Consider the following 26,614-nt stretch of genomic DNA (forward strand, 5'->3'; position numbering starts at 1 on the left):
TTTATATGTTAACCGGCTCGCTACTCGACGGTCAGCGCGTCATTAACCAGAGCTTGTTGTTGTTTCTGGTGTACGGAAATGTATCCAACTGCCGGTGAAGCTGATGCCGGGCGACCTGCATAACGCAAGGAAGCACCGAATGGAATCACTTCGCGGAAATTGTGCTGGCTGCAATACCAGGCCCCTTGGTTCAGCGGCTCTTCCTGGCACCAGACGAAATCATGCACATGAGCGAATTGTTCCAACACCGCTTGTACAGCATGATGCGGGAACGGATAAAGCTGCTCGATACGCACGATAGCAACATCGGTTTGCCCATTCTTACGGCGTTGTTCCAGCAAATCGTAATACACTTTGCCTGAACACATGACGACACGTTTGACGCCTTTCGCATCCATCTCGTCAACTTCGCCAATCGCTGGCAAGAAGCTGCCATTTGCCAATTCATCAAGCGATGATATGGCCAACGGATGACGCAACAATGACTTAGGTGACATTACCACCAGCGGACGACGCATACCGCGTAATGCCTGGCGGCGGATCATGTGATAAACCTGCGCCGGCGTAGAAGGGATACACACCTGCATATTTTGTTCGGCACAAAGTTGCAGATAACGCTCCAATCGTGCAGAAGAGTGCTCTGGACCCTGCCCTTCATAACCATGTGGCAGCAGCATCACCAGGCCACACATCCGGCCCCATTTCTGCTCACCGGAGCTGATGAACTGGTCGATAACCACTTGCGCACCGTTGGCAAAGTCACCAAACTGCGCTTCCCAGATAGTCAGGGTGCGTGGTTCTGCGGTGGCATAGCCATATTCAAATGCCAACACCGCTTCTTCTGACAGCACGGAGTCCCAGACCTGGAAGTCACCCTGCCCGCTGTGTACATTCGCCAGCGGCACATAAACCGAGCCATTTTTCTGGTTATGAATGACCGCATGACGATGGAAGAAGGTACCGCGCCCCGCGTCTTCACCGGACAAACGAATAGGGATCCCTTCATCTACCAGCGTTGCATAAGCCAGTGTTTCAGCCCCACCCCAGTCAAACGGCTTCTCACCACTTGCCATCAAGGCACGATCACCATAAATCTTGGCAACACGGGATTGCATTTCAATGGCTTCCGGCGCATGGCTGATGCGACGCGCCAGATCTTGCAGGCGTTTCATCTCAACTTTGCTTGGATATTCTTCGTCCCACTCATGGTTCAGATACGGCGACCAGGTGAAGGATTGCAGATTCATCGGACGCCACTCTTCCACCACACAGTCACCACCATCCAGCGCATCACGATACAGGTTGACCATTTCCGTGGCATCTTCCAGGCTGGCGATATTTTGCTCGGTCAGCTTGTCAGCATAAATCTTGCGCGGCGTCGGGTGCTTTTTAATCTTCTGATACATCACGGGTTGCGTTGCACTTGGCTCATCGGCTTCGTTATGCCCATGGCGGCGGTAGCAAACCAGATCGATCATCACGTCACGTTTAAAGGTGTTACGGAAATCCAACGCCAGACGGGTAACAAACGCCACAGCTTCAGGATCATCAGCATTCACGTGGAAAATCGGTGCCTGTACCATTTTGGCGATATCGGTACAGTATTGGGTAGAACGGGCATCCAGTGGGTTCGAGGTGGTGAAACCAATCTGGTTGTTGATAACAATGCGCACTGTCCCGCCCACTTCATAGCCACGCGCCTGTGACATATTCAGTGTTTCTTGTACTACGCCCTGCCCGGCAATTGCCGCATCACCATGAATGGTAATTGGCAGAACCATATTGCTGCGGGCTTCATCCAGACGGTCACGGCGTGCACGTACCGAACCGATAACCACTGGGCTGACAATTTCCAGATGGGATGGGTTAAAGGCCAGTGCCAGATGAACCAGACCACCTTCAGTTTCCACATCGGATGAGAAACCTTGGTGATATTTAACGTCACCGGTCCCCAAATGCTCTTTATGCTTACCGGAAAATTCGTCAAACAAATCTTCCGGTTTCTTACCCAAAACGTTGATCAATACGTTGAGGCGGCCACGGTGAGCCATACCCAGAACCACTTCGCGGGTGCCATTTTTACCCGCATGGCGAATCATCTCTTTCAACATGGTGACCAGCGAATCGCCGCCCTCCAGCGAGAAACGCTTCGCGCCTGGGAATTTAGCCCCTAAATAACGCTCCAGACCTTCAGCGGCAGTCAATTCGCTCAAGAAGCGACGCTTCTCTTCATCGCTGAATGTCGGTTTCCCAACTACCGACTCAATGCGCTGCTGAATCCAGCGTTTCTCTTCGGTGTTGGTAATGTGCATGTATTCAGCGCCAATAGAACCACAATAGGTCTGCTTCAGTGCTGTATACAAGTCAGACAACTTCATGGTTTCTTTGCCAATAGCAAAAGATCCCACATTGAAGGTGTTCTGGAAATCGGCTTCGGTCAGATGGTGGTAGGAAGGCTCGAGGTCTGGAACAGACTCCTGCTTCCACAAACCGAGTGGATCAAGGTTGGCATGTTGATGACCACGGAAGCGGAAGGCGTTGATTAACTGCAACACCTTAACTTGCTTGGCATCATTTTCAGGATCGCTGATGGATGAGTTATAACGAGAGGAATCCTTCGCCAGGCGACGGAAATACTCACGTGTTTGAGAGTGGAACTGATCAGGTTTTACACCCGTTGTTGGTAGCTGTTGAAAAATTGAACGCCAACTATCATCAACGGAACCAGGATCGGTTAAAAAGTCTTCATAGAGCTGCTCTATGTAGGACTGGTTCGCGCCCGCCAGATAGGAGGAATCCAGCCAGGCCTTCATTGCGCCGTTCTGCATCATGATCCCTTAAGCTTTGAAGCTTCAGTTTTCGCCGTGGTTAACATATACACCGTAATATAAACGGTTTGCCGTAAAAACGGTTCACTCGACGTGCTCAATGCACGTTCTGTTATGGACCTTAACGGTCCCGTTCAAGGAACCTCTAAAAACTGACTGCGTGCCGGCTTTTAGAGATTCCCTACCTTGAAGCAACCCGGGAAATACATTCCCCGGGCTAATAAACTCACATCATGCTCTACGTTGCAACTATCATTCACGACAGCGTAGCTATCAATCACTACGCTGCCGCTATACATGCGCTACGCGGTAACTATCATGCGCTACGCTGTAACAACATAGACTTAATGTGACCAATTGCTTTGGTCGGGTTAAGGCCTTTAGGACAAACACTGACACAATTCATGATGCTATGGCAGCGGAAAACACTAAAAGCGTCGTCCAGATCATCCAAACGTGCTGCTGTTTCAGTATCACGGCTGTCTATCAGGAAACGATAGGCAGCCAGTAATCCTGCCGGGCCGACAAACTTATCTGGATTCCACCAGAATGACGGACAAGATGTCGAGCAACAGGCGCACAGGATACATTCATACAAACCATCCAGTTTTTCGCGCTGTTCCGGTGATTGCAAATGCTCACGTGCCGGCGGATTTTTGCCATCATTCAACAGGTAAGGTTTGATTTTCTCGTATTGAGTATAAAACTGCCCCATATCGACCACTAAATCCCGCACCACCGGTAACCCCGGCAATGGGCGAATCACAATCTTTTTATTACCCTTTTGCAACGCCGAGACTGGCGTAATACAAGCCAGACCATTTTTGCCATTCATATTCAAACCGTCTGAGCCACACACACCTTCACGGCATGAACGGCGAAACGACAGGGTGGGATCTTTTTCTTTCAACTGGATAAGCGCATCCAGCAACATCATATCCCGGCCTTCTTCCGCTTCCAGCTCAAAATCTTGCATGTGCGGCGCGTTATCGACGTCCGGGTTATAACGATAAATTGAGAACTCAAGTTTCATGACCTTTTCCTCCGCAACGGGTTAGGTTTAACCCTCTCAACACAACACATGCATTAATAAGAACGCACTTTCGGCGGGAATGCCGCGCGTAGCTTAGGCTGCATGTTTACCTCACGGCGGGTCATGCTTTCAGTGCCTGGCAAATAGAGCGAATGGCACAACCAGTTAGCATCATCACGGTCTGGGAAGTCGAAACGGCTATGAGCACCACGACTTTCGGTACGGAAGTTTGCTGATACGGCAGTGGAAAACGCAGTTTCCATCAGATTATCCAATTCCAGGCATTCAATACGCTGGGTATTGAACTCACTAGAAGTGTCATCCAGACGGGCATTTTGCAGACGTTCACGGATAGTTTTTAGCTCTTCCAACCCTTTTGCCATTGCATCACCTTCACGGAATACCGAGAAGTTATGCTGCATGCAAGATTGCAGTGCTTTGCGGATCTCGACTGGATCTTCGCCTGAACGGGTATTGTTCCAACGGTTCATTCGCGCCAGTGAGGCTTCAATATCTGATTCACTGGCATCGCGGCTAGCCCCCTGCTCCAGTAACGACTCTTGCAGATGCATACCGGCGGCACGACCAAACACCACCAGGTCCAGCAATGAGTTGCCACCCAGACGGTTGGCACCGTGGACGGAAACACAGGCAATTTCACCTACCGCAAACAAGCCAGGGATAACAACATCTTCACCCTTTTCATTTACAGTAATTGCCTGACCGGTCACTTTGGTCGGAATACCGCCCATCATGTAATGGCAGGTTGGGATAACAGGAATAGGCTCTTTGATTGGGTCAACATGAGCAAAGGTGCGAGATAACTCAAGGATACCCGGCAGGCGGGATTCCAGCACATCTTTACCCAAGTGATCTAATTTCAGTTTGGCATGCGGGCCCCAAGGACCATCACAGCCACGACCTTCACGGATTTCAATCATAATGGAACGTGCCACTACGTCACGACCCGCCAAATCTTTGGCGTTCGGGGCATAACGTTCCATAAAACGTTCACCGTGTTTATTCAGCAGATAACCGCCTTCACCACGGCAACCTTCAGTAACCAACACCCCCGCCCCGGCAATGCCTGTCGGGTGGAACTGCCACATTTCCATATCTTGCACCGGCACACCGGCACGCAGTGCCATGCCCACGCCGTCACCAGTATTAATGTGCGCATTGGTGGTTGATTGATAGATACGCCCGGCACCACCGGTGGCCAACACCGTTGCCCGCGCTTTGAAATAGACCACTTCACCGGTTTCAATACAGATAGCCGTACAGCCAACAAAGGCGCCATCCTGATTTTTCACCAGATCCAGGGCATACCACTCAGAGAAGATAGTGGTGTGGTTTTTCAGGTTTTGCTGATAAAGGGTGTGTAATAGCGCATGGCCGGTACGGTCAGCGGCTGCCGCAGTACGCGCCGCCTGCTCACCGCCAAAGTTGCGCGATTGCCCACCGAATGGCCGCTGATAAATGCTGCCATCTTCTAAACGGGAGAAAGGTAACCCCATATGTTCCAGTTCAAGTACCGCTTCTGGACCGGTTTTACACATATATTCAATGGCATCCTGGTCACCGATATAATCGGAGCCTTTTACCGTGTCATACATATGCCATTCCCAGTTATCTTCATGGGTATTACCCAGCGCCACGGTAATACCGCCCTGCGCAGATACCGTATGAGAACGGGTAGGGAAAACTTTAGATATCAGGGCACAAGACAGCCCCATTTGTGAAATTTGCAGTGCGGCGCGCATACCTGCACCACCTGCACCGACAACAACAGCGTCAAACTCTCTGACCGGCAGTTTCATTTAAGCACCCCACACCACAATTGTTCCATACAGTAGATAGACCAGCAGCGTAACCACGACGGCCAGTTGTAACACCAGTCGTACCGCTAGCGGCTTTATATAGTCCGTTAATACCTGCCACAGACCAATCCAGGCGTGAGCCAGAATCGACAGCAAGGTCAGCAGGGTAAATACTTTTGTGATGTGCGAGGCGAAAAAGCCGCGCCAGACTTCGTAGGTGATGTCTGGGACAATAGCAACGAAGCCCAGAATATAAAGAATATAAAGAGTGATGACGATTGCAGAAGCACGCAGTAACAGCCAGTCGTGTACTCCATTACGCCCTAACGCAGAAGCATTGCTTACCATACAAGGACTCCAGCTAAAACTGACAGCACCAAGGTTAACACCATTGCTACTTGGGCGGAGCGGGTCCCCGCAGCCAAGCTCTCTTCGATATAGCCGAAATCCATAAGCAAGTGACGGATGCCACCGCAAACGTGATAGGCCAGTGCAGTGAGTATTCCCCAGAAGATGAATTTAACAAAAAAGCTATTCATGATGACTGCTGCTTGCATGAATCCCTCTTGCGAGGAAACAGACAAACCTAACAGCCAGAGGAGGATACCAACGGCAACGAAAGTAATTACGCCAGAGACTCGGTGTAAAATGGACGCTATCGCAGTAACAGGAAATCGAATCGTTTGCAGATCCAAGTTGACAGGTCTTTGTTTTTTCACGGTTTTGCCCACACAGCTCTTATTATTTTCCTTCCTCCGGGCCTTGTTGGGATCAGACAGCGTTAAGAGCCGAAACCCTTCACATCGCACATTTAAACATAACATCCTGCATGCTTAGATGACGTGTTCTGTATAACGCTGGGTGCTCCTACTACAGGGTAATCCGGAGACCTGGCGGCAGTATAGGTGGTTCACATTCTTATTACAATTCCCACACAAACTGATTGGTAACATTTCCCCTGAACAGTGATTAGGATCACGATTTACACAATTTATATAAAATTAATTATCTGATTTGACAAAGAATAAACATTTCCATTACAACTAGGGTAGAAATAAGCCCTATGATGCACTAAAGGTCTGCGGATACACTTCCCCATAAGCCTAAGTTATGCAACAGTGTATTAAGTGAATATCCCCATAGATATCGTAGGCAATGAACCATAAACGATAAGTATCCGACAAATCATTAACAACTTTGTAACGTCGCTATCGATCCAACCTCTCGGATCGCTGGCCGCATTGGTAAAACACTCTGTACCCTAAATCATGTTTTAATCGTGAATAAAACGTTTAATCGTGAATCAAACAGAGCAGTGCCGATGAGATAATGCCCTGCGGGCATCTAAGACATTCCAGTTGTTAGAGGTTTTTAAAATAAGCGCGAAGGAGACTGTAAATGGCTGATAAAAAAGCGACGCTGAATCTGACAGGCGAAGCTGCGATTGAACTGAAGGTTCTATCCCCAACCCTCGGCACTGACGTGATCGACGTCAGCACTTTAGGTTCTAAAGGGTATTTTACCTATGACCCTGGGTTTACCTCTACCGCGTCCTGTGAATCAAAAATCACATTTATCGATGGTGATAAAGGGATCCTACTGCACCGTGGATACCCCATTGATCAATTGGCAAAAAACTCTACTTATCTGGAAGTTTGCTACATTCTGTTGTACGGCGAAACACCCACAGCAGAAGAGTATGAAACCTTCAAAGCGACAGTAACCCGCCACACCATGATCCACGAGCAAATCACCAGCCTGTTCCGTGGGTTCCGTCGCGACTCACATCCGATGGCAGTATTATGTGGGGTGACAGGTGCGCTGGCCGCTTTCTACCATGATGCTCTGGATGTTAATAACGAGCGCCATCGTGAAATTACCGCCTTCCGTCTGCTGTCTAAAATGCCAACAGTGGCTGCCATGTGTTACAAATATTCCATCGGCCAGCCGTTTGTTTATCCACGTAACGACCTGTCCTATGCCGGTAACTTCCTGCGCATGATGTTCTCCACACCCTGCGAGGAATATGAAGTCAACCCGGTGCTGGAACGTGCGATGGATCGTATATTTATCCTGCATGCCGACCACGAACAGAACGCCTCTACCTCTACGGTGCGCACCGCCGGTTCTTCGGGCGCTAATCCGTTTGCCTGTATCGCTGCGGGGATAGCATCCCTGTGGGGGCCAGCTCACGGCGGCGCGAACGAAGCCTGTCTGAAAATGCTGGAAGAGATTAAATCCGTCGAGCACATTCCAGAATTTATCAAACGCGCGAAAGATAAAAACGACTCGTTCCGCCTGATGGGCTTCGGTCACCGTGTGTATAAGAATTACGATCCACGCGCGACGGTGATGAAAGAAACCTGTGACGAGGTATTGAAAGAACTCAAACTGGAAAATGACAGCCTATTTGCTGTCGCGAAAGAGCTGGAACGTATCGCTCTGGAAGACCCTTACTTCGTTGAGAAAAAACTGTATCCAAACGTGGACTTCTATTCAGGTATCATCCTGAAAGCCATGGGGATCCCGTCTTCAATGTTTACTGTGATGTTCGCGATAGCCCGTACCATTGGCTGGATTGCTCACTGGAATGAAATGCACGATGAGGGCCTCAAAATTGCCCGTCCGCGTCAGCTTTATACCGGTTATGCCGAACGTGATTTCAATAGTCAACTGAAGAAATAAGCAGAGAAGTCAGGCTGTTTATGATGAGAGCGCCACCTGTGAAGGTGGCGTTTTTTTATAGATAAATCAGTGAATTGCGCCACCTGATATATGCAGATCGTGTTCAATTTGCATGGCAATAGAGATAGCCAGTTCTAAGGCTATCAACACTGAATGTGTCGACATACTGGGTGCTCCAGGGTGAGCTACCGCCTGTTCCGGCAGATAAGGGATATGAATGAATCCCCCCTTTACCTCATTATTGAACTGATTTAAGCGATGTAATAACCCGTACATCACATGGTTACAGACATAGGTCCCAGCCGTCTGGGAGACCGAAGCCGGAATGCCCGCCTCACGGATACCTTGCACCATCGCCTTGATCGGTAAACGGGTAAAGTACGCCGCCGGGCCATCCTCAACTATCGGTTGGTCTACCGGCTGATTCCCCAAATTGTCAGGAATACGAGCATCATCAACGTTAATGGCTACCCGTTCGATAGTAATATCGGCACGCCCCCCGGCCTGACCGACAGCCAGCACCAATACTGGCTGAATCTCATCTATCGCGGCATTCAGTGCAGTTAATGCTTCACCAAAGGCGCAAGGCAACTGGCGAGCCACCACTCTGACCCCACCCAGCATTAAATCATTCAGTTGTTTGACCACTTCCCAAGAAGGATTTACTCGCTCCCCACCAAATGGCTCAAACCCGGTAATTAATACACTTCTCATCACCACTCCTAGAGGAACATCAGGAAATACAGCAAGAATACGTTAACAATCAACAGAGTCACCCCGGTTGGAATTTGGGCTTTAATCACCGCATTCTTATCCGGCAACTCCAATAACGCAGCAGGAACGATATTAAAGTTGGCTGCCATCGGGGTCATTAAGGTACCGCAGTAACCCGAGAACATACCAATAGCCGCCATCACTGCGGGATTACCGCCGTGTTGCAACACTAAAATTGGAATACCAATACCGGCAGTGACGATGGGGAAGGCAGCAAAGGCATTACCCATGATCATGGTTAACAGTGCCATGCCAATAGCATAGACCGCCACAGCGACAAAGCGATGATCTACCGCCAGATATTCTTGTGTCAGATGGGCAATCGCGGTTCCAACCCCGGCGGTGGTAAACAGCAAGCCAAGGGTGGCCAATATTTGTGGCAAGATAAATGCCCAACCGATGGAGTCCAGCAGACGCCGTGCTTCCTGCACCGGTTGTGCCGCAGTTTCGTGGGTCATGACGACCGCAATAATCAAACCGAGAACACAACCAACAGTCATGGAGAATAAGGTGACCAAGGTAGAGTGGTTACCGGTGCCAAACAGCCATTGATCCAGCGCGGGGATATTGTTAAACAGCAGCACACCAATAACCGTCACCACCGGGATCGTCAATGCCGGGATGAACAGCCGGTTACCCAAACGCTTGGCACTCACTTCGCGCTGCTCTGGGGTGCGTTGATGATAACTACCCAGTTTTACCCCACCAAAACCGGCAATCAGCGCCATAATCACGACGACCACACCGACAGTAATATTCAGAATGCGTTTCTCATCCGGCCCCTCGCCCGCCAAAGCATTGGCCAGACGATAGGTCCAATCGCCCACCAGGAAAATCAGCCCGTATAATCCCCAAAATAAACCGGTGGTGATACGGCGCGGGTTGGCCTTATCACGAAATGACATTAGCGCGACAATCAGCAGCACCACGCCAGCCAACCAATAAAGATATTGTTGTTGGAAAATCATTTTGCGTCTCCCTTGGTAGCCAAAGCAGACTGATTCAGCGCGGTTAACTCAGCGGCGAGGTGTTTATCCAAACGTTGCAAACGGTAAGCGTGGATCAGGAAAGCACAAATCGCGGTCGGGATACCCCACAACGCAATGTGTAACGGCTCAGTCTGAATGCCACCGGATTCCAGCATAAAGTTGTGCATAAAAATAATCGCACCGAAAGCAACAAAGATATCTTCACCGAAAAACAACCCGACGTTATCGGTCGCGGCCGACATTGCACGCAGGCGATAACGCACTTTTTCCGGTAACTCACCATAACGGGTCTGAGCCGCACCTTCTGCCATCGGTGCCAGCAATGGCCGTACCATTTGCGCATGCCCCCCCAAGCTAGTTAAACCCAGCGCGGCTGTCGCTTCACGCACAAACAGATACACAATCAACAAACGGCCAGAGGTGGCACTTTTAATTTGTGAAATCCACGCCTGCGCTCGCTCTTTCAAGCCGTGGCGCTCCAGCAAACCGATAACAGCCAGTGGCAGTAACAGAATCAGGGGCAGGTTGCGGGTATTGAGAAAACCTTCACCCAGCTTTTCCAAAATAGTGGCTATTGGCATTAACGCCGCCAGACCCGTGATGATGCCGGCGGTAATCACCACCAGTACTGCGTTTATGCGCAGTAAAAATCCGATTACGATCGCCGCAATACCAATTAGCGGCCAAAGGTTTACCGTTTGTTCCAAGGTGACTCTCCTGTCCTAAAGTGTTTTTATAAAGTGTGATACGTAGCTAATTGATGAAGCCATTCCACCCGGGCCAGGCGGTTATGATTTTTACTGCCCAACGACCATCTTACTGCGCGGTTACTGTAATATTTTGCTGTTGAAAACTGTGGCGTAAACGGCGGGCAAAATCCAAGGCATGGGCACCATCACCGTGGACACATACTGTATCCGCTTGTACCGCTACCCAACTGCTATCACGAGCCTGAACCTGCTGACGCTGCACCATTGCCAGGGTTTGTGACAACGCCAACTCGTCACTTTCAATTAAGGCATCTGGCTGGCTGCGCGGCACTAGAGTGCCATCACCTTGATAGCGACGATCAGCAAATACCTCTTGCCGGGTCACCAAACCTGCGCGCTCACCGGCACGGATCAATTCGCTTCCCGCTAATCCAACCAGCCGTAACGACGAGTCCACCGCTTTCACTGCTTTTGCTATTGCATCCGCCAGCAAAGGATCAACCGCCGCCTGGTTATACAACATGCCATGAGGTTTCACATGTTGCATCACGCCGCCCTCCGCCTTCACGATGGCTGCCAAAGCACCTAATTGATAAACCACTTGGGCATACACCGTCTCAGGGGGCAACTGCATCGCGGTTCGGCCAAAATTCTCGCGATCAGGGAAGCTCGGATGCGCACCGATAGCAACACCATATTCCATAGCCCAGAGCACCGACTGGCGCATGGTCTGCGCATCACCGGCATGAAAACCACAGGCTATATTGGCTGAACTGACTAATTGCAGCAGCGCGTGATCATTAGCGCAGCCTTCACCTAAATCGGCGTTTAAATCAATCTTCATTTGGCCTCCGTCGCATCGAATCCTTGCTGTAAACCCCATTCGATTTGTTTTAAGAAATGCTGTTGCTCCACTTTGGCACGCAGTGCCTCCTCAACCGTGCATGGCACAAAATGCACTGGTTCACCGAGCCTAAGTTGAGCTAAATGGTAAAGATCTGCTTCGATAACGCAGGCAATGCGCGGATAACCGCCGGTTGTCTGTGCGTCAGCCATCAGCACAATCGGCTGGCCGTTGTGCGGTACTTGCACCACACCGGGCAATAGCCCATGGGATAGCATCTCGCGGTCCGTGGTGCGGGCTAATTCGCGCCCGGTCAGGCGATATCCCATACGATTGCTCTGTGGGCTAAGTTGCCAGGCTTCACGCCAAAAAGCACCCTGTGCGATATCGTCGAACTCATGATATTCCGGGCCAGGAACTGCCCGAACACGGTTACCAAATAGCAATTGCTTGATGCCGACAGACTCACGAGGCAAACGTGTGATCTGGCCTAATGGCAGGGTGTCACCATCTTTGATCAGCCGCCCCTGATAACCGCCAAACCCGGCTTTCAGGTCGGTACTGCGTGAACCCAACATCTCCGGTACTGCGATCCCTCCAGAGATGGCCAAATAGCTGCGCATTCCCCGATATGGCACACTGAGTTTTAGCTGCTGCCCTGGTTTGACTGGGTAACGCCAGCCAGTCCACAGCAATTGGTTATCAAGCCGGGCATCGCAACCGGCTCCTGTCACCGCTATCCAGCCCGGTTGAGTAAATTGTGCCGTAAACTGACCGAGGGTAATTTCCAGCCCGGCAGCATCAGGCTCATTACCTACCAGCATATTCGCCATGCTTAGCGCCGGTAAATCGAGTGCTCCACCTTGGCTGATTCCCAAACGGCGAAAACCGCCACGGCCATTATCTTGTACTGTGGTGTAAATGCCTGAACGGATAATATTCAGCATACGCCCTCCTTTAAGGGTAGGAAGCGCACGTTATCGCCGGGCCGTAACAAGGTTGGCGGCATCTCCAGCGGGTTAAACAGTGCCAACGATGTGCGGCCAATAAGTTGCCAGCCACCGGGCGTTGCCAGTGGATAGATTCCGGTTTGGCTGCCGCCGATGCCGACAGAACCGGGCGCGACCACTAAGCGTGGCTCAGCACGCCGTGGCGTAGCGAGTTTTTCCGGCATGCCGCCCAAATATGAGAAGCCCGGTTGGAAACCCAGAAAATAGACGATATAGCTCGCACCAGCGTGGCACTCCACCACCTGACGCTCTGTCATGCCGGTGTGACGAGCCACTTCAGCCAGATCTGGGCCAGCCTCACCGCCATAAATCACCGGAATGGTGATATCACGTGATTCAGGTACTAATGACTCGCTCTCCTCCCACCAGCGTTGGAGGCGTTCAATGGCGTCCAGCGCCGTGTTTTGTGGATCTGACAGTAATAAGGTCAGATTATTCATACCCGGAATCGCTTCAAGGACGTCAGGATGATGAATCAGACGATCAGCCAAGCCCCAGATCCGTTGCTGGCTTGCTAATGTTACCGGCGGTTCCAACTCCAGAACCACCGCACTCTCTCCCAATAAATAGCATCGTGCTCTTTGCACTCCCGTCTCCCTAAGACATGTATAGTTTTTATTTTTCATTAGATAAATAGCTTTTATAAGGACATATTTATGCGTTAGCACCTAACTGCTGTCAATAGAACTAAATTAACCAATAGATGTCAGCAATCACTACATTGGGTATAAATACTGAAATTAACGCCTAAAAAAAGCATTTTTTAGCGTTTTTTAATAAGGATAATGGTAAAAAACCAATTATTTTCTTATTGAGAATCAGACTATAAAGCGGGAATTTTCTTAAAAACTGCCGATTTATCATCCAACCATGGCCAGATGATAATTTTAAATAGCCAGATAGCGAATAAAGCTTTGTTTTAAATGCGGTTTAATTGCGTCTCAGAGAGGGGATGCCAACAGCAGGTTATGCACCGATACTTATTACCAGTGCATAATGTTGCATAATGGTCAGGCGGGATTGGGGATATCGATAAAGATAACTTCAAATTGATGTTCGCTAGCCAACCATTCACCTAACGCCTTGATGCCGTAGCGCTCAGTGGCGTGATGCCCCGCCGCATAAAAATTCACACCCATCTCTCGGGCAATATGAATTGTTTGCTCTGAAACCTCACCAGTGATAAATGCGTCAACACCAAATTCTGCCGCTTGCTGAATGTATCCCTGCCCGCCGCCGGTACACCAGGCAATGCGCCGTATATCAGCCGGTGCGTGAACACCACAATGTAATACCTCACGGCCCAACAGCGTTTCCAGCCGTTCACGTAAGGTCACTGCATTTAGCGGTGCATCAAACTCACCATAAGGTAAGAAAGATTCAATTTCCCCCAGCCCCCGAATACCCAGTAATTTAGCTAATTGCGCGTTATTGCCTAATTCAGGATGAGCATCCAGTGGCAAATGGTAGCCATACAAATTGATATCGTTGGTGAGCAATGTTTTCAGCCGGTTACGTTTCATTCCACGCACCACGACCGGTTCATTTTTCCAAAAATAACCATGATGAACCAAAATAGCATCGGCCTGTTGCCCAACCGCAGCATCCAATAGTGCCTGGCTGGCGGTCACGCCGGTGACAATGCGCTTGACCTTTTCGCGCCCCTCAACTTGCAAACCATTGGGTGCATAGTCTTGGAAAGCCGATATATTCAGTTGGTTATTGAGTAGAGTTTCCAGTTCGGTATTGCGCATTTCATCAGCCTCAAAAAATATAAATGGGTAGTTAAAAACGCTGGCTATCGCCTTGCTCCATCAGGATAAAATCAACCCCCATATCATTGCCTTGTTGCAGCTCAGCGGCAATAGTTTTACGCACATCCTGCCCCTGTTGAAATGAAGGTTTTATATGGCTGATAACCACCGGCAGCCCCTTTAATGGTTGGCCTTCACCGCTGTATTTCTCCAGATTTTTCAATTCTTTCAGCAACCACTTTGGCGTCATATGGCCGTACAACTGATTATCAGCAACGTCATTGGGGAAAGAAACTTCAATTATCATCCCTTTCAATTGCTGCTGTTTAACCTTTTCGGCCAGGTTACGCCACACCGTATCCAGATTCTTCGACTTTTCCATCTCATCCGGGCCAGTATCACCAAAATAGGCAAATGACTGATTATTACTACTGATCAACAACATAGAAGAAGGTGATTTATCATGGCTCAGTGGATACATTTCCCCCGTCAAACGGGTTAACCCCAGGCTCAGAGGCTGGTTTGGCCGCACCATTTGCATGCGATAGGTTCCCAGCCGGGTACCGCTGCCGCTATCAGTAAAGTTAGGCCAGACACGCCAGTTAAAATAGTAGTTCCGCAACACATCAATCGTGTCTGCCGAGGCATAAATAGTCTTTTTACTGTCTTGCGGCGAACCGATAATCAGGCCGGAAACATGGTCCAGATGGGCATGACTAAGAAAATAGCTGTTGATGCGCTGGCGGAAGATATAACCCTGACGTGTCAATGGGGCGGCAGTTTCATCGGTAATTTCGGGGAAGGCCCCCTTCTCCAGTGCTTTAGCAATCCCCGGCAACACTGAACCGGCATCCAGAGCTAAGTAGACCGGCTGGCTATCGTCACGAATCAGATAAGATGTCAGATTGCCATCGCTGACACCACCATCAACCCCCAGTGCCACCACCTCGAAACCGGCCGTTGCCAGCGAGCTATATAGGCTAAACGATAAAATCAGCCCGGCGTTAAGCGCCATATGGGTTATCTTATTGGCGCATAACATGGGTTTCGTTAAAACATGGGTTTTAGTTGAAACACAGAATTTAGTCGAAATATATGTCAAAAACATGCAGGCTCCTGGTGATTAGGGGTCCTTGCGGCCATCCCGCTTAGCGGCTTCAAATGCCGCGAGTGTAGCCAATCTGGCCAGCTTATGATCCACCAACGGTAGTGGGTAATCCAGATGTTGCTGTTGCCGCTGCGCCCAACGCCATGGCTGATGGATATCACTGTCTGGCACCCCCGCCAGCTCAGGTAGCCAGCGGCGGATGAAAGCGCCGTTCGAGTCAAAACGCTCGCCCTGGGTGGTGGGATTAAAAATACGAAAGTACGGTGCAGCATCAGTACCCGTTGAGGCAGCCCACTGCCAGCCGCCATTATTGGCGGCCAAATCCCCATCCAATAGTTGGGACATAAAATAGCGTTCGCCGTGTCGCCAATCGATCAACAGGTCTTTAACCAGAAAACTAGCGCTGATCATCCGCAGGCGGTTATGCATCCAGCCGGTTTCATTCAACTGCCGCATAGCTGCATCAACAATAGGGTAACCTGTCCGCCCCTGCTGCCAGGCGATTAATTGTTGCTCTGAGTGATTCCATATTACGCCATCAGTCCAGTCAATAAAGGGACGATGGCGGCATAAACGCGGATAAGCCACTAACAAATGACGATAAAATTCACGCCAGATCAACTCATTAAGCCAAGTAAAAGCACCGCCGTCGGTATTTTCCAACAATGCCGGGCATTCTGCCAACAGGCGGTTAAAACATTGGCGGGGTGAAAGTACCCCCAGCGCCAGATAAGGTGACAGACAACTGGTCCCTGCCACTGCGGGCAGATCACGTTGTAACTGGTAGTCCTGAACCTGCTCACGACAAAAACTGCGCAAGCGTTGCAATGCAGCCTCTTCGCCTGCCGGGAATAATTGGTTGTCTACCGGCTGTTGTGGATAGTCAAACGGGAGCAGCGGTAATGGCATAACAGCCACGCTATCGCGTATTTTTGGCGCAGGGACACAGCGGCATTCACTCATCATTAAACGCTGAATAAAAGCACGGCGAAACGGGGTAAATACTTTGTACATCTCATTATTACCGGTCAGGACGCTGCCTGGCGGCAATAACACACTGTCATCGAAACGGTGGCAGGTAATGGTGTGACCGGCTCCTTGCCGATGATTGAGCCGCGTGACTAGCGCCCCATCTCGCAGTTGTTCATTTAACTCATATTGTTGGTTAAAAAATAGCGCATCGACTTGCTGTTGCTGACAAAAATCATCCAGCCAGATAATGGAATCCTGAAAGTCATCACACTGGTGATAGTGTAGCGGTATCCCCCGGATAGCCAGTGCGTGCTGTAACTGTTGTAGATTTTGCAGCAGAAATGCGGCCTGCCGAGGAGCCATATCATGTGCGGCCCATTGTGCAGGGGTCGCGATAAATACCGCAATCACAGTGGCTTGCGGATCTTGGCAAGCGGCATGCAACGCCAGATTATCCGTTATGCGTAAATCATTGCGAAACCAGATCAGATGCGTCGCCATACCTTATCCTTGTGCCGAGTAAAACGTAAAATAGCGTTGCCCGGCCAAATAATCATTTGGGAACTCAAGCAAATAAGCATTTATTTGGTCAATGGGGGCACTCAAAGGCAACTCACCTACCCGATACTGGTCGATAAGTTGTGCTAATGCCTGACGTTGCGTTGACGTAAGGTAAGGCCGAAAATAGCCCTGTACATGCATTAATACGTTGGTGTGATTGGCGGGCGTGGGTTGATGAGACAACAAATGCAGTAAACGCTGGCGATACTCAGCAGTAAACTCAATTAATGATGACCACCTATCCATTGAGGCAATAAAAGGACCAATTTCGCGATATTCAGGCTGTGAATGCGCCAATAGCACTAACTTATAGCAGCTATGAAAATCCATCAGTTTGCCACGCGTTATGCCTGATGCACATAACGCATCGAGTTCATCACGCGCATGACGGTACTCAATACTGTGCGTTACCTGATTACTCTCCAGCATTCTATTCTCCCTTGGCCTTGGCAGCTTTTCTCATCACAGCATAACAGTTGTTGCCCGAGAACCACGTTATTGCTTGATACCTTTATATCTCTGTCAGGTATCGCAGACAGTAAAAAGCCCGTGAGTGTTTGCTCACGGGCCATTAATTTTACGACACCTTTACCTAATTATAAACAACTGATTTATATCAGTAAAAATCTTGCGCCGCCGATTCAGATTGCGCTAACCATACCGGTTTATCGCTGGTTTTAGCCCAAACACGGTGCAGGTAACTGTAAAAACGGGCACGGTCTTTGCGGAAAAGCATTACCGGCAGTGCCAATACTCCGACCAGAATCGCTGCGCTCCGGCGCAAGAGAACCTGATGTAATGGATATGCGTTGTACATGGACATAGTGATCCTCCTTTAAAACGCCTTCGTGTAACAGCCAACTCCACTAAACAGAGGGTCGATTTACAGCTTGGCGTTAAAAATAAAATAAACAAAAATGGAAACTGGACAAAATTTTACCGCATTGGTTGAAAGTTTACCACTCATCCGACCACTTAATTACGTAAAAAACCGGAATAAATTGTCAATCCTGTAATTTTGTTACAGATAGGTTAACTTAAAACCAACCGTTAGTTACATTACCGTTATGTACTATTTACCAATTGGCAAATTATATGTACTGACTCAGTGCTAACCCTTCAAGGGCCAGAATTGGCAGTGCTACGCTGCCACTACTCAATTTACACGCATTTAATGTCTATTTTTTGACCGTTTTTATACTTTTTTTACACCTCACGGCCTTTTTTTATCAGGAACTTTTCGTATGACTTCATAAGCTGTTGTTATCAAAAATAAGCGCTGTGGAGGTGTATCGTGAGTTTCAGCATCATTAGTGGTGCGCTGCTGGTTCTACTGCTTCTGGGCTATCTGGTTTATGCCTTGTTTAATGCGGAGGATTTTTAAATGGCAGCGTCAGGATTTCTGCTTATCGCCAGCTTCATGCTGGTGTTGTTGGTGCTGTCCCGTCCGTTGGGGAGCTTTTTGGCTCGCATAATCGAAGGCGAACCCTTTGCCCCGTTGCGCCAGATCGAGGCCGGTTTATGGCGTTGTAGCGGTGTAAAAAATGAAGAGATGAACGGCTGGCAATATGCGCTCGCCATTCTCTGCTTTAACTTACTGGGTATTGTCCTGCTGTTTACGCTGTTGATGGCTCAAGGTTCGTTACCGCTGAACCCTGAAAATATGCCGGGTATGTCATGGCATCTGGCCTTAAATACGGCTGTCAGCTTCGTCACTAACACCAACTGGCAAGCCTATAGCGGCGAAAACACCCTCAGTTATCTGAGTCAAATGGCTGGTCTGACGGTACAGAACTTCCTCTCTGCCGCAACGGGCATTGCCGTCGCTTTTGCTCTGATCCGTGCTTTTGCCCGCCACTCTGCCCACACACTGGGAAATGCCTGGGTCGATCTGGTGCGCATCACCTTATATGTCTTACTGCCGATTGCGCTGATTATCGCGCTGATTTTCGTCAGCCAAGGGGTATTACAGAATCTGGATAGCTACCTGCACATCACCACATTAGAAGGGGTAAAACAGACCCTACCAATGGGGCCGGTGGCATCACAGGAGGCGATAAAAGTACTGGGGACCAACGGCGGGGGCTTCTTTGGTGCTAACTCTGCACATCCATTTGAAAACCCAACTGCATTTAGCAACTTTGTCCAGATGTTGGCCATTTTCCTGATCCCCTGTGCGCTCTGTTTCGCCTTCGGTCAGGTGGTGGGGGATAACCGCCAAGGCCATGCGCTTATCTGGGCTATGTCACTGATCTTTGTGGTGGCAGTGGTCGTCGTGATGTATGCCGAACTGGCCGGTAACCCACATTTAACTCAGTTAGGTGCCGACAGTAATATCAATATGGAAGGTAAAGAGTCCCGTTTCGGTATTCTCGCCACCAGCATCTATGCCGTGGTGACCACTGCCGCGTCCTGTGGTGCGGTTAATGCCATGCATGACTCCTTTACTGCACTGGGTGGCATGGTGCCAATGTGGTTAATGCAAATTGGCGAAGTGGTGTTCGGCGGTGTCGGTTCTGGTTTGTACGGCATGCTGTTATTCGTGCTGTTGACGGTGTTTATTGCCGGTTTGATGATTGGCCGTACTCCTGAATATCTCGGCAAGAAAATTGACGTGTTTGATATGAAAATGACCGCGCTGGCCATTCTGGTCACCCCAACTATCGTGCTGCTGGGTACCGCACTGGCGCTCTGCACTGATGCCGGGCGGGCGGGGATTCTTAACCCCGGTGCGCATGGTTTTAGCGAAGTTCTCTACGCCCTCTCCTCTGCGGCCAACAATAACGGCAGCGCCTTTGCTGGCCTGAGTGTCAATACACCGTTTTATAACCTGCTGCTGGCTGCCGCCATGTTCCTTGGCCGCTTTGGCGTGATTCTGCCGGTATTAGCGATTGCCAGTTCTCTGGTCGCCAAGAAACGGCAACCTGCGGGTAATGGCACGCTGCCAACCGCCGGCCCGCTATTTATCGGTTTGCTGGTGGGTACGGTGTTATTGGTCGGCGCATTGACCTTTATCCCAGCGCTGGCCTTAGGTCCAGTTGCTGAGCATCTGCAAATTTGGTTAGCACTTTGATGAGAGAATGACTATGACACGCAAACAACGCGCGATTTTTGAACCTGCACTGGTTCGTACTGCGCTGATAGATGCCGTGAAGAAGCTGGATCCGCGCGTCCAGTGGCGTAATCCAGTGATGTTCGTGGTCTATCTGGGGAGCTGGCTGACCACCCTGATTTGGCTGGCCATATTAAGCGGCCAGGCCACTGGTAGCGCCATGTTTACTGGCAATGTGGCCCTGTGGCTGTGGTTTACCGTACTGTTTGCCAACGTCGCCGAAGCATTGGCCGAGGGGCGCAGTAAAGCGCAGGCAGAAAGTCTACGTGGGGTGAAAAAAACCAGTTGGGCTAAAAAACTGTCAGAAGCCCGCGTGGATGCTCCGCAGGAAAAAGTCTCTGCTGATAGCTTGCGCAAAGGCGATGTGGTGCTGATTGAAGCTGGCGATACTGTGCCCTGTGACGGCGAAGTGCTGGAAGGCGGCGCATCCGTTGATGAAAGCGCCATTACTGGCGAATCAGCTCCGGTTATCCGTGAATCCGGCGGTGACTTCTCTTCCGTAACCGGCGGTACCCGCGTACTGTCCGACTGGTTGGTGGTTGAGTGCAGCGTTAACCCCGGTGAAACCTTCCTGGACCGGATGATCGCCATGGTTGAAGGTGCGAAGCGGCGTAAAACCCCTAACGAAGTGGCGCTGACCATTTTGTTAGTGGCACTGACTATCGTCTTTTTACTGGCAACAGCAACGCTCTATCCGTTCTCGGTGTTCAGTGTTGAGGCCAATCATGCCGGTTCACCGGTAACAATTACCGTATTGGTGGCGTTGCTGGTTTGTTTGATCCCCACCACCATCGGTGGCCTGCTATCAGCCATCGGGGTTGCCGGGATGAGCCGGATGTTGGGGGCCAACGTGATTGCCACCAGCGGGCGTGCGGTAGAGGCTGCTGGTGACGTTGATGTGCTGTTGTTGGATAAAACCGGCACCATCACGCTGGGTAACCGCCAGGCATCTGAGTTTTTACCTGCGCCGGGCGTTACTGAACAACAACTGGCCGATGCCGCACAGCTCTCTTCTTTGGCAGATGAAACGCCAGAAGGCCGCAGTATCGTGGTATTGGCTAAACAGCGCTTTAACCTGCGTGAACGTGACTTGCACAGCCTAAATGCCACGTTTGTGCCTTTCTCGGCACAAACCCGAATGAGTGGCGTGAACGTGCAAGACCGAATGATCCGTAAAGGCGCAGTGGATGCTATCCGCCGCCATGTGGAATCCAATCAGGGCCATTTCCCACGGGCAGTGGAAGATGCGGTGGAAAGCGTTGCCCGTACCGGTGGTACGCCACTGGTGGTTGCCGATGGACCACGGGTGTTGGGTGTGGTTGCGCTGAAAGATATCGTCAAAGGTGGCATCAAAGAACGTTTTGCTGAACTGCGCAAAATGGGCATCAAAACAGTGATGATCACTGGTGATAACCGCCTGACAGCAGCAGCTATTGCCGCCGAAGCGGGTGTGGATGATTTCCTGGCGGAAGCCACGCCAGAGGCCAAACTGGCCTTGATTCGCCAGTATCAGGCTGAAGGCCGATTGGTGGCGATGACCGGTGACGGCACCAACGACGCCCCGGCACTGGCGCAGGCTGACGTTGCCGTAGCCATGAACTCGGGGACACAAGCGGCGAAAGAAGCGGGCAACATGGTGGATTTGGATTCTAACCCAACCAAGTTGATTGAAGTGGTGCATATCGGTAAACAGATGCTGATGACCCGCGGCTCGCTGACCACCTTCAGTATCGCCAACGACGTTGCTAAATATTTCGCCATCATTCCGGCGGCATTTGCAGCCACCTATCCACAGCTCAATGCCCTGAACGTCATGCAGTTGCACTCACCTGCATCGGCCATACTGTCGGCGGTCATCTTTAACGCGTTGGTGATTGTGTTCCTGATCCCGTTGGCACTGAAAGGGGTGAGTTATAAGGCGATGAGTGCTGCGGCACTGCTGCGCCGTAACTTATGGATCTACGGACTGGGTGGTTTATTGGTGCCGTTTGTCGGTATCAAATTGATTGATCTGGTACTGACCGCCCTGATGATGAGCTAAAAGCGCAGTAATCAATGTTGTGCAATGGCCACGGCGTGTTTTGCTCGTGGCCGCTATTAAGACCGAATAGAGAGGCAATATCCATGTCATACCTGCGACCTTCACTGGTTCTACTGATATTACTGACACTTATCACCGGGATAGCTTATCCTTTGCTGACCACTGGATTGGCAAAATTGATGTTTGCCGAGCAAGCGCGCGGTTCACTGGCGATGCTGGGTGATGAAGTTGTCGGCTCTACCTTGCTAGGCCAAAACTTTACTCAGCCGGGCTATTTTGCCGGCCGCCCATCGGTAACGGCAGATATGCCTTATAATCCAATGGCCTCTGGTGGTAGTAATTTGTCCATCAGCAATCCCGCACTGGATCAGGTTATCAGTGAGCGAGTAACATTACTGCGTCAGGCTAACCCGGCACAAACAGGCCCAGTCCCGGTTGATCTGGTGACAGCATCAGGCAGTGGCCTGGACCCAAGTATTTCACTGGAAGCGGCTTATTATCAGGCTCCCCGTATCGCCAGCGTGCGCCAAATGCCATTGTCTGAGGTGAAGCAGTTGATTGACAGCAATGTACAAAAAGCGACACCAAATTTCTTCGGTGAATCCGTAGTCAATGTGCTGAGCCTGAATATGGCATTGGATGCCCAAAGCCCGGTAAAAGTACCGGCTAACCCGGCAAAATCTTAAGGACATAACATGGTGGATGCAGAACCAACCCGCCCAGACCCTGACAGCCTGCTCGCAGCAGCCAATGAGAAAACCCGTGGCCGGCTGAAAGTCTTTTTCGGGGCCTGCGCGGGGGTGGGTAAAACCTACGCCATGCTGCAAGAGGCTCAGCGCCTGCGGGCTCAAGGGCTGGATGTATTGGTTGGCGTGGTAGAAACACACGGGCGCAGCGAAACTGCGGCGCTGCTGGAAGGGCTGGACATCCTACCGCAAAAGCGAATTCACCACCGTAATCGTCACGTTCGTGAATTTGATTTGGATGCAGCACTGGCACGCCACCCAGCACTGATCCTGATGGATGAACTGGCGCACAGTAATGCCTATGGCTCGCGTCATCCCAAACGCTGGCAGGATGTTGAAGAACTGCTGGATGCAGGTATTGATGTACTGACGACCGTCAATGTACAACATCTGGAAAGTTTGAATGATGTGGTCGGTGGCGTGACAGGTATCCGGGTGCGGGAAACCGTGCCCGACCATATGTTTGATGAAGCCACTGAAGTGGTTTTGGTCGATCTCCCTCCCGATGACCTGCGCCAGCGGCTAAATGAAGGCAAGGTCTATATTTCGGGCCAGGCGGAGCGAGCCATCGAGCACTTCTTCCGTAAGGGCAATTTAATCGCCCTGCGTGAACTGGCACTGCGCCGTACTGCGGATCGGGTTGATGATCAGATGCGTGCCTTCCGAGACACTCAGGGGCGCGAACGTGTCTGGCATACCCGTGATGCCATCTTATTGTGTATTGGTCATAACAGCGGTAACGAAAAACTGGTTCGAACCGCTGCCCGGTTGGCAGCCCGACTCGGATGTATCTGGCATGCGGTCTATGTGGAAACACCTCGCCTGCATGGCCTGCCGGAAGCGAAGCGCCGGGCCATTTTACGTACACTGAAATTGGCGCAAGAGTTGGGAGCAGAAACCGCTACGCTGTCAGAACCCCGTGAAGAGCAGGCCATACTGCGTTACGCCCGAGAACATAATCTGGGTAAAATCATCATTGGTCGCCGCACGGAAAAAAAATGGAAACTGCGTGGTAGTTTTGCAGATCGCTTAGGCAAACTGGGGCCAGATCTGGATTTGGTGATTATTGCTCTGGAAGGCGATAACCCTCCCAGTGTGGTGAAAGAGAATGATTCTCGTACCTTCACTGAAAAGTGGCGGATGCAACTACGTGGCTGTGCGGCAGCCATCGGTTTGTGCGCACTGATTACGGTGTTATCGCAGTGGCTCATCCCCGGTTTCGATCAAGCCAACCTGGTGATGGTCTACTTACTGGGTGTTGTGATTATTGCGCTGTTCTATGGCCGCTGGCCGTCGGTCTTAGCGGCAGTGATTAATGTCGCCAGTTTCGATCTGTTTTTTGTGCAACCCCATTGGTCACTGGCGGTCACTGATGTGCAGTATCTGGTGACGTTTGCCGTGATGCTGATTGTCGGTATCATGGTGGGTAATCTTACTGCCGGTGTGCGCTATCAAGCCAGAATTGCTCGTTATCGAGAACAACGCGCCAGACATTTGTATGAAATGTCACGCGGATTAAGCCGAGCCCTAACACCTGCGGATATTGTCAAAACCAGTCGTCATTTCCTCTCCAGTAGTTTTCAAGCGAAAACTGACCTGTTACTGCCACAGGAAGATGGTCGCTTGCAGCAAGTCGTCACGGACGAAGGCGGGGCACTTTCTGTTGATGTCGCCATTGCCCGCTGGAGTTTTGACAAAGGCGCGCCGGCCGGTGCCGGTACCGATACCCTGCCCGGTGTCCCCTATCAGTTATTACCGTTAACCGCCTCCAAGCAAACCTTTGGCGTGCTGGCAATAGAACCTGCCAACCTGCGCCAATTAATGGTGCCGGAGCAGCAGCGCTTGCTGCAAACCTTTACCAGTCTGATCGCCAATGCTCTGGAAAGGCTACATCTGGCGCGCAGTGCTGAATTAGCAAAACTGGATGCCGAGCGGGAACAATTGCGTAACTCGCTGCTGGCGGCGCTATCTCATGATTTACGGACCCCATTGACGGTATTATTCGGTCAAGCCGAAATATTGACGCTGGATCTGGCAGCGGAAGGCTCACGCCATGCGCCGCAAGCCAATCAAATCCGCCAGCAGGTATTAAGTACCACCCGACTTGTGAATAACTTGTTGGATATGGCGCGTATTCAATCGGGTGGGTTTAATCTACGTAAAGAGTGGCAATCACTGGAAGAGATCGTGGGTAGCGCCCTGCATATGCTAGAAACCGCCCTCAATCATCATCACATCAACGTCGAATTACCGGATGAAATGGTGTTGATCAACTGTGACGGCAGCTTACTGGAACGGGTGTTTATCAATTTGTTGGAAAATGCCCATAAATATGCCGGTCAGGGGGCATTACTGGGGATCCGGGCCGCAGTACAAGGTGATTGGTTAAATGTAGAAGTATGGGATAATGGCCCTGGGGTAACCCTTGGGCAAGAACAGCTGATTTTTGATAAGTTTTCCCGAGGTAACAAAGAGTCAGCCATTCCTGGTGTCGGCTTGGGTTTAGCCATTTGTCGTGCCATTATTGATGTACATGGTGGGCGCATCTGGGTTGAGAACAATAAAGATGGCGGTGCTAGTTTCCGCTTCACGCTACCACTAGAGAAAGCGCCAGATATTGATGGTGAAAATATTGATAGTGAACACCTTGATGCTGAAAAATAATATACCCTAAATAATTCGAGTTACAGGAAGGCGGCAACTGAGTAAGTCCCCAGGAGCTTACATAAGTAAGTGACTGGGGTGACAAATCTGCCAGGAGCAGATTTGAACGCTGCTTGCAGCGGCCTCACAGAGGCGAGGCCCATGGATAGGCCGAGTAACGAAAGCAGCCAACGCACAAACAGCTTGAAGTATGACGGGTATGAGGAGAAGTGACTATATCCCCGACTAACATCCTAATCGTTGAAGATGAAAAAGAGATCCGGCGCTTTGTTCGTATTGCGCTGGAGAGTGAGGGCTGGCGAGTATTCGAGAGTGATACCTTGCAACGGGGGCTTATTGAAGCCGGTACCCGCAAACCGGACCTGATTATTTTGGATTTGGGGTTACCAGACGGCGATGGACTGACTTATATTCAAGACCTGCGCCAGTGGAGTGCCATTCCTATTATCGTTTTATCGGCTCGTAACAGTGAAGAAGATAAAGTGGCCGCACTGGATGCTGGGGCCGATGACTACCTAAGCAAACCTTTTGGAATCAGTGAATTACTGGCTAGAGTGCGAGTTGCTTTGCGCCGCCATAGCGGGGGCAGTCAGGAAAGCCCGCTGGTGAACTTTGCTGATATCAGCGTTGATCTGATCAATCGGCAAGTTACCCGTGCCGGTGAAAACCTGCACCTTACGCCGATTGAGTTTCGCCTGCTCTCTGCATTGTTGGCGAATGCCGGTAAGGTGATTACCCAGCGCCAGTTATTGAGCCAAGTTTGGGGGCCGAATTATGTCGAGCACAACCACTATCTGCGCATTTATATGGGCCATTTACGTCAAAAATTAGAAACAGACCCTACCCGCCCTAAGCATCTACTAACTGAAACCGGCGTCGGCTATCGCTTTATCCTGTAACATGTTGTGTGACATCAAATTTTACATTGCTACTAGGAAAATAGACTTCAGCGGCGTAGCATCA

23 protein-coding genes are annotated in these 26,614 nt (G+C 50.5%); 7 read left to right on the forward strand and 16 right to left on the reverse strand.

The window, feature by feature from the left end:
* Positions 1–20 precede the first annotated feature (20 nt).
* From sucA to sdhC, 5 genes are all read right to left on the reverse strand, one after another.
* Positions 21–2,828, reverse strand: coding sequence for a 2-oxoglutarate dehydrogenase E1 component (gene sucA, locus A6J67_RS18800; RefSeq protein ID WP_080608319.1), 2,808 nt, complete (start codon positions 2,826–2,828; stop codon positions 21–23).
* A gap of 316 nt (positions 2,829–3,144) precedes the next feature.
* Complete coding sequence (locus A6J67_RS18805; RefSeq protein WP_005188950.1) at positions 3,145–3,861, reverse strand: succinate dehydrogenase iron-sulfur subunit; 717 nt, start codon at positions 3,859–3,861, stop codon at positions 3,145–3,147.
* Positions 3,862–3,914: 53 nt separating this feature from the next.
* Complete coding sequence (sdhA, locus tag A6J67_RS18810; protein ID WP_005188948.1) at positions 3,915–5,681, reverse strand: succinate dehydrogenase flavoprotein subunit; 1,767 nt, start codon at positions 5,679–5,681, stop codon at positions 3,915–3,917.
* Positions 5,682–6,029: a succinate dehydrogenase membrane anchor subunit gene (sdhD, locus tag A6J67_RS18815; RefSeq protein ID WP_005188945.1), complete on the reverse strand. Its 348-nt coding sequence runs from the start codon at positions 6,027–6,029 to the stop codon at positions 5,682–5,684.
* The gene (gene sdhC, locus A6J67_RS18820) at positions 6,023–6,412 is read right to left on the reverse strand and encodes a succinate dehydrogenase cytochrome b556 subunit (RefSeq protein WP_032907076.1); all 390 of its coding nucleotides are present in this window, start codon (positions 6,410–6,412) and stop codon (positions 6,023–6,025) included. The genes sdhD and sdhC overlap by 7 nt, the downstream gene beginning before the upstream one ends.
* 667 nt (positions 6,413–7,079) lie before the next feature.
* On the opposite strand from sdhC, the gene A6J67_RS18825 reads away from it, so the two are divergent.
* Positions 7,080–8,366: a citrate synthase gene (locus A6J67_RS18825; RefSeq protein WP_005188942.1), complete on the forward strand. Its 1,287-nt coding sequence runs from the start codon at positions 7,080–7,082 to the stop codon at positions 8,364–8,366.
* 66 nt (positions 8,367–8,432) lie between these two features.
* Here A6J67_RS18825 and pcp read toward each other — a convergent pair whose 3' ends face one another.
* The 11 genes from pcp to A6J67_RS18880 all read right to left on the reverse strand — a co-directional run bounded on the left by pcp (position 8,433) and on the right by A6J67_RS18880 (position 17,911).
* Positions 8,433–9,080, reverse strand: a complete 648-nt coding sequence (pcp, locus tag A6J67_RS18830; RefSeq protein WP_032907052.1) for a pyroglutamyl-peptidase I — start codon at positions 9,078–9,080, stop codon at positions 8,433–8,435.
* Positions 9,081–9,088: 8 nt separating this feature from the next.
* Positions 9,089–10,108 (reverse strand): DUF979 domain-containing protein, encoded by a 1,020-nt coding sequence (locus A6J67_RS18835; RefSeq protein WP_042569404.1) that lies wholly within the window; start codon positions 10,106–10,108, stop codon positions 9,089–9,091.
* Complete coding sequence (locus A6J67_RS18840) at positions 10,105–10,836, reverse strand: DUF969 domain-containing protein (protein ID WP_042569403.1); 732 nt, start codon at positions 10,834–10,836, stop codon at positions 10,105–10,107. Before A6J67_RS18840 ends, A6J67_RS18835 begins: the two co-directional genes overlap by 4 nt.
* Positions 10,837–10,945: 109 nt before the next feature.
* Positions 10,946–11,683 (reverse strand): 5-oxoprolinase subunit PxpA, encoded by a 738-nt coding sequence (gene pxpA / locus A6J67_RS18845; protein WP_042569402.1) that lies wholly within the window; start codon positions 11,681–11,683, stop codon positions 10,946–10,948.
* Positions 11,680–12,630 carry a 5-oxoprolinase subunit PxpC gene (gene pxpC, locus A6J67_RS18850; protein WP_050074695.1) on the reverse strand — a complete coding sequence of 317 codons (951 nt, stop codon included), beginning with the start codon at positions 12,628–12,630 and terminating at the stop codon, positions 11,680–11,682. The genes pxpA and pxpC overlap by 4 nt, the downstream gene beginning before the upstream one ends.
* Positions 12,624–13,280 carry a 5-oxoprolinase subunit PxpB gene (gene pxpB / locus A6J67_RS18855; RefSeq protein ID WP_050086195.1) on the reverse strand — a complete coding sequence of 219 codons (657 nt, stop codon included), beginning with the start codon at positions 13,278–13,280 and terminating at the stop codon, positions 12,624–12,626. The genes pxpC and pxpB overlap by 7 nt, the downstream gene beginning before the upstream one ends.
* Positions 13,281–13,703: 423 nt before the next feature.
* Complete coding sequence (locus A6J67_RS18860) at positions 13,704–14,447, reverse strand: type 2 GTP cyclohydrolase I (protein WP_005188917.1); 744 nt, start codon at positions 14,445–14,447, stop codon at positions 13,704–13,706.
* Positions 14,448–14,478: 31 nt separating this feature from the next.
* The gene (locus tag A6J67_RS18865) at positions 14,479–15,489 is read right to left on the reverse strand and encodes an MBL fold metallo-hydrolase (protein ID WP_005188914.1); all 1,011 of its coding nucleotides are present in this window, start codon (positions 15,487–15,489) and stop codon (positions 14,479–14,481) included.
* Positions 15,490–15,570: 81 nt separating this feature from the next.
* Positions 15,571–17,028, reverse strand: coding sequence for a deoxyribodipyrimidine photo-lyase (gene phrB / locus A6J67_RS18870; protein ID WP_050088225.1), 1,458 nt, complete (start codon positions 17,026–17,028; stop codon positions 15,571–15,573).
* Positions 17,029–17,031: 3 nt separating this feature from the next.
* Positions 17,032–17,517, reverse strand: a complete 486-nt coding sequence (locus A6J67_RS18875; RefSeq protein WP_050088226.1) for a YbgA family protein — start codon at positions 17,515–17,517, stop codon at positions 17,032–17,034.
* Between the two features lie 187 nt (positions 17,518–17,704).
* Positions 17,705–17,911, reverse strand: coding sequence for a YbfA family protein (locus A6J67_RS18880; protein WP_032907042.1), 207 nt, complete (start codon positions 17,909–17,911; stop codon positions 17,705–17,707).
* Between the two features lie 471 nt (positions 17,912–18,382).
* Between A6J67_RS18880 and A6J67_RS18885 the strand changes: the two genes are divergently transcribed.
* The 6 genes from A6J67_RS18885 to kdpE all read left to right on the forward strand — a co-directional run bounded on the left by A6J67_RS18885 (position 18,383) and on the right by kdpE (position 26,550).
* On the forward strand, positions 18,383–18,472 hold the full coding sequence (locus A6J67_RS18885) for a K(+)-transporting ATPase subunit F (protein WP_032907040.1): 90 nt from the start codon (positions 18,383–18,385) through the stop codon (positions 18,470–18,472).
* On the forward strand, positions 18,473–20,161 hold the full coding sequence (gene kdpA / locus A6J67_RS18890) for a potassium-transporting ATPase subunit KdpA (protein WP_005188896.1): 1,689 nt from the start codon (positions 18,473–18,475) through the stop codon (positions 20,159–20,161).
* A 13-nt stretch (positions 20,162–20,174) separates the two neighbouring features.
* Positions 20,175–22,241 carry a potassium-transporting ATPase subunit KdpB gene (kdpB, locus tag A6J67_RS18895; protein ID WP_042569396.1) on the forward strand — a complete coding sequence of 689 codons (2,067 nt, stop codon included), beginning with the start codon at positions 20,175–20,177 and terminating at the stop codon, positions 22,239–22,241.
* A gap of 83 nt (positions 22,242–22,324) precedes the next feature.
* Complete coding sequence (gene kdpC, locus A6J67_RS18900; RefSeq protein ID WP_005188890.1) at positions 22,325–22,927, forward strand: potassium-transporting ATPase subunit KdpC; 603 nt, start codon at positions 22,325–22,327, stop codon at positions 22,925–22,927.
* A 9-nt stretch (positions 22,928–22,936) separates the two neighbouring features.
* Entirely contained in the window at positions 22,937–25,651 is a 2,715-nt protein-coding gene (gene kdpD, locus A6J67_RS18905; RefSeq protein ID WP_050288821.1) for a two-component system sensor histidine kinase KdpD, read from the forward strand.
* Positions 25,652–25,860: 209 nt separating this feature from the next.
* Positions 25,861–26,550 (forward strand): two-component system response regulator KdpE, encoded by a 690-nt coding sequence (kdpE, locus tag A6J67_RS18910; RefSeq protein ID WP_042569393.1) that lies wholly within the window; start codon positions 25,861–25,863, stop codon positions 26,548–26,550.
* Positions 26,551–26,614: the final 64 nt, after the last annotated feature.

The organism is Yersinia sp. FDAARGOS_228 (genome assembly GCF_002073315.2).
Lineage (GTDB): Bacteria > Pseudomonadota > Gammaproteobacteria > Enterobacterales > Enterobacteriaceae > Yersinia > Yersinia intermedia.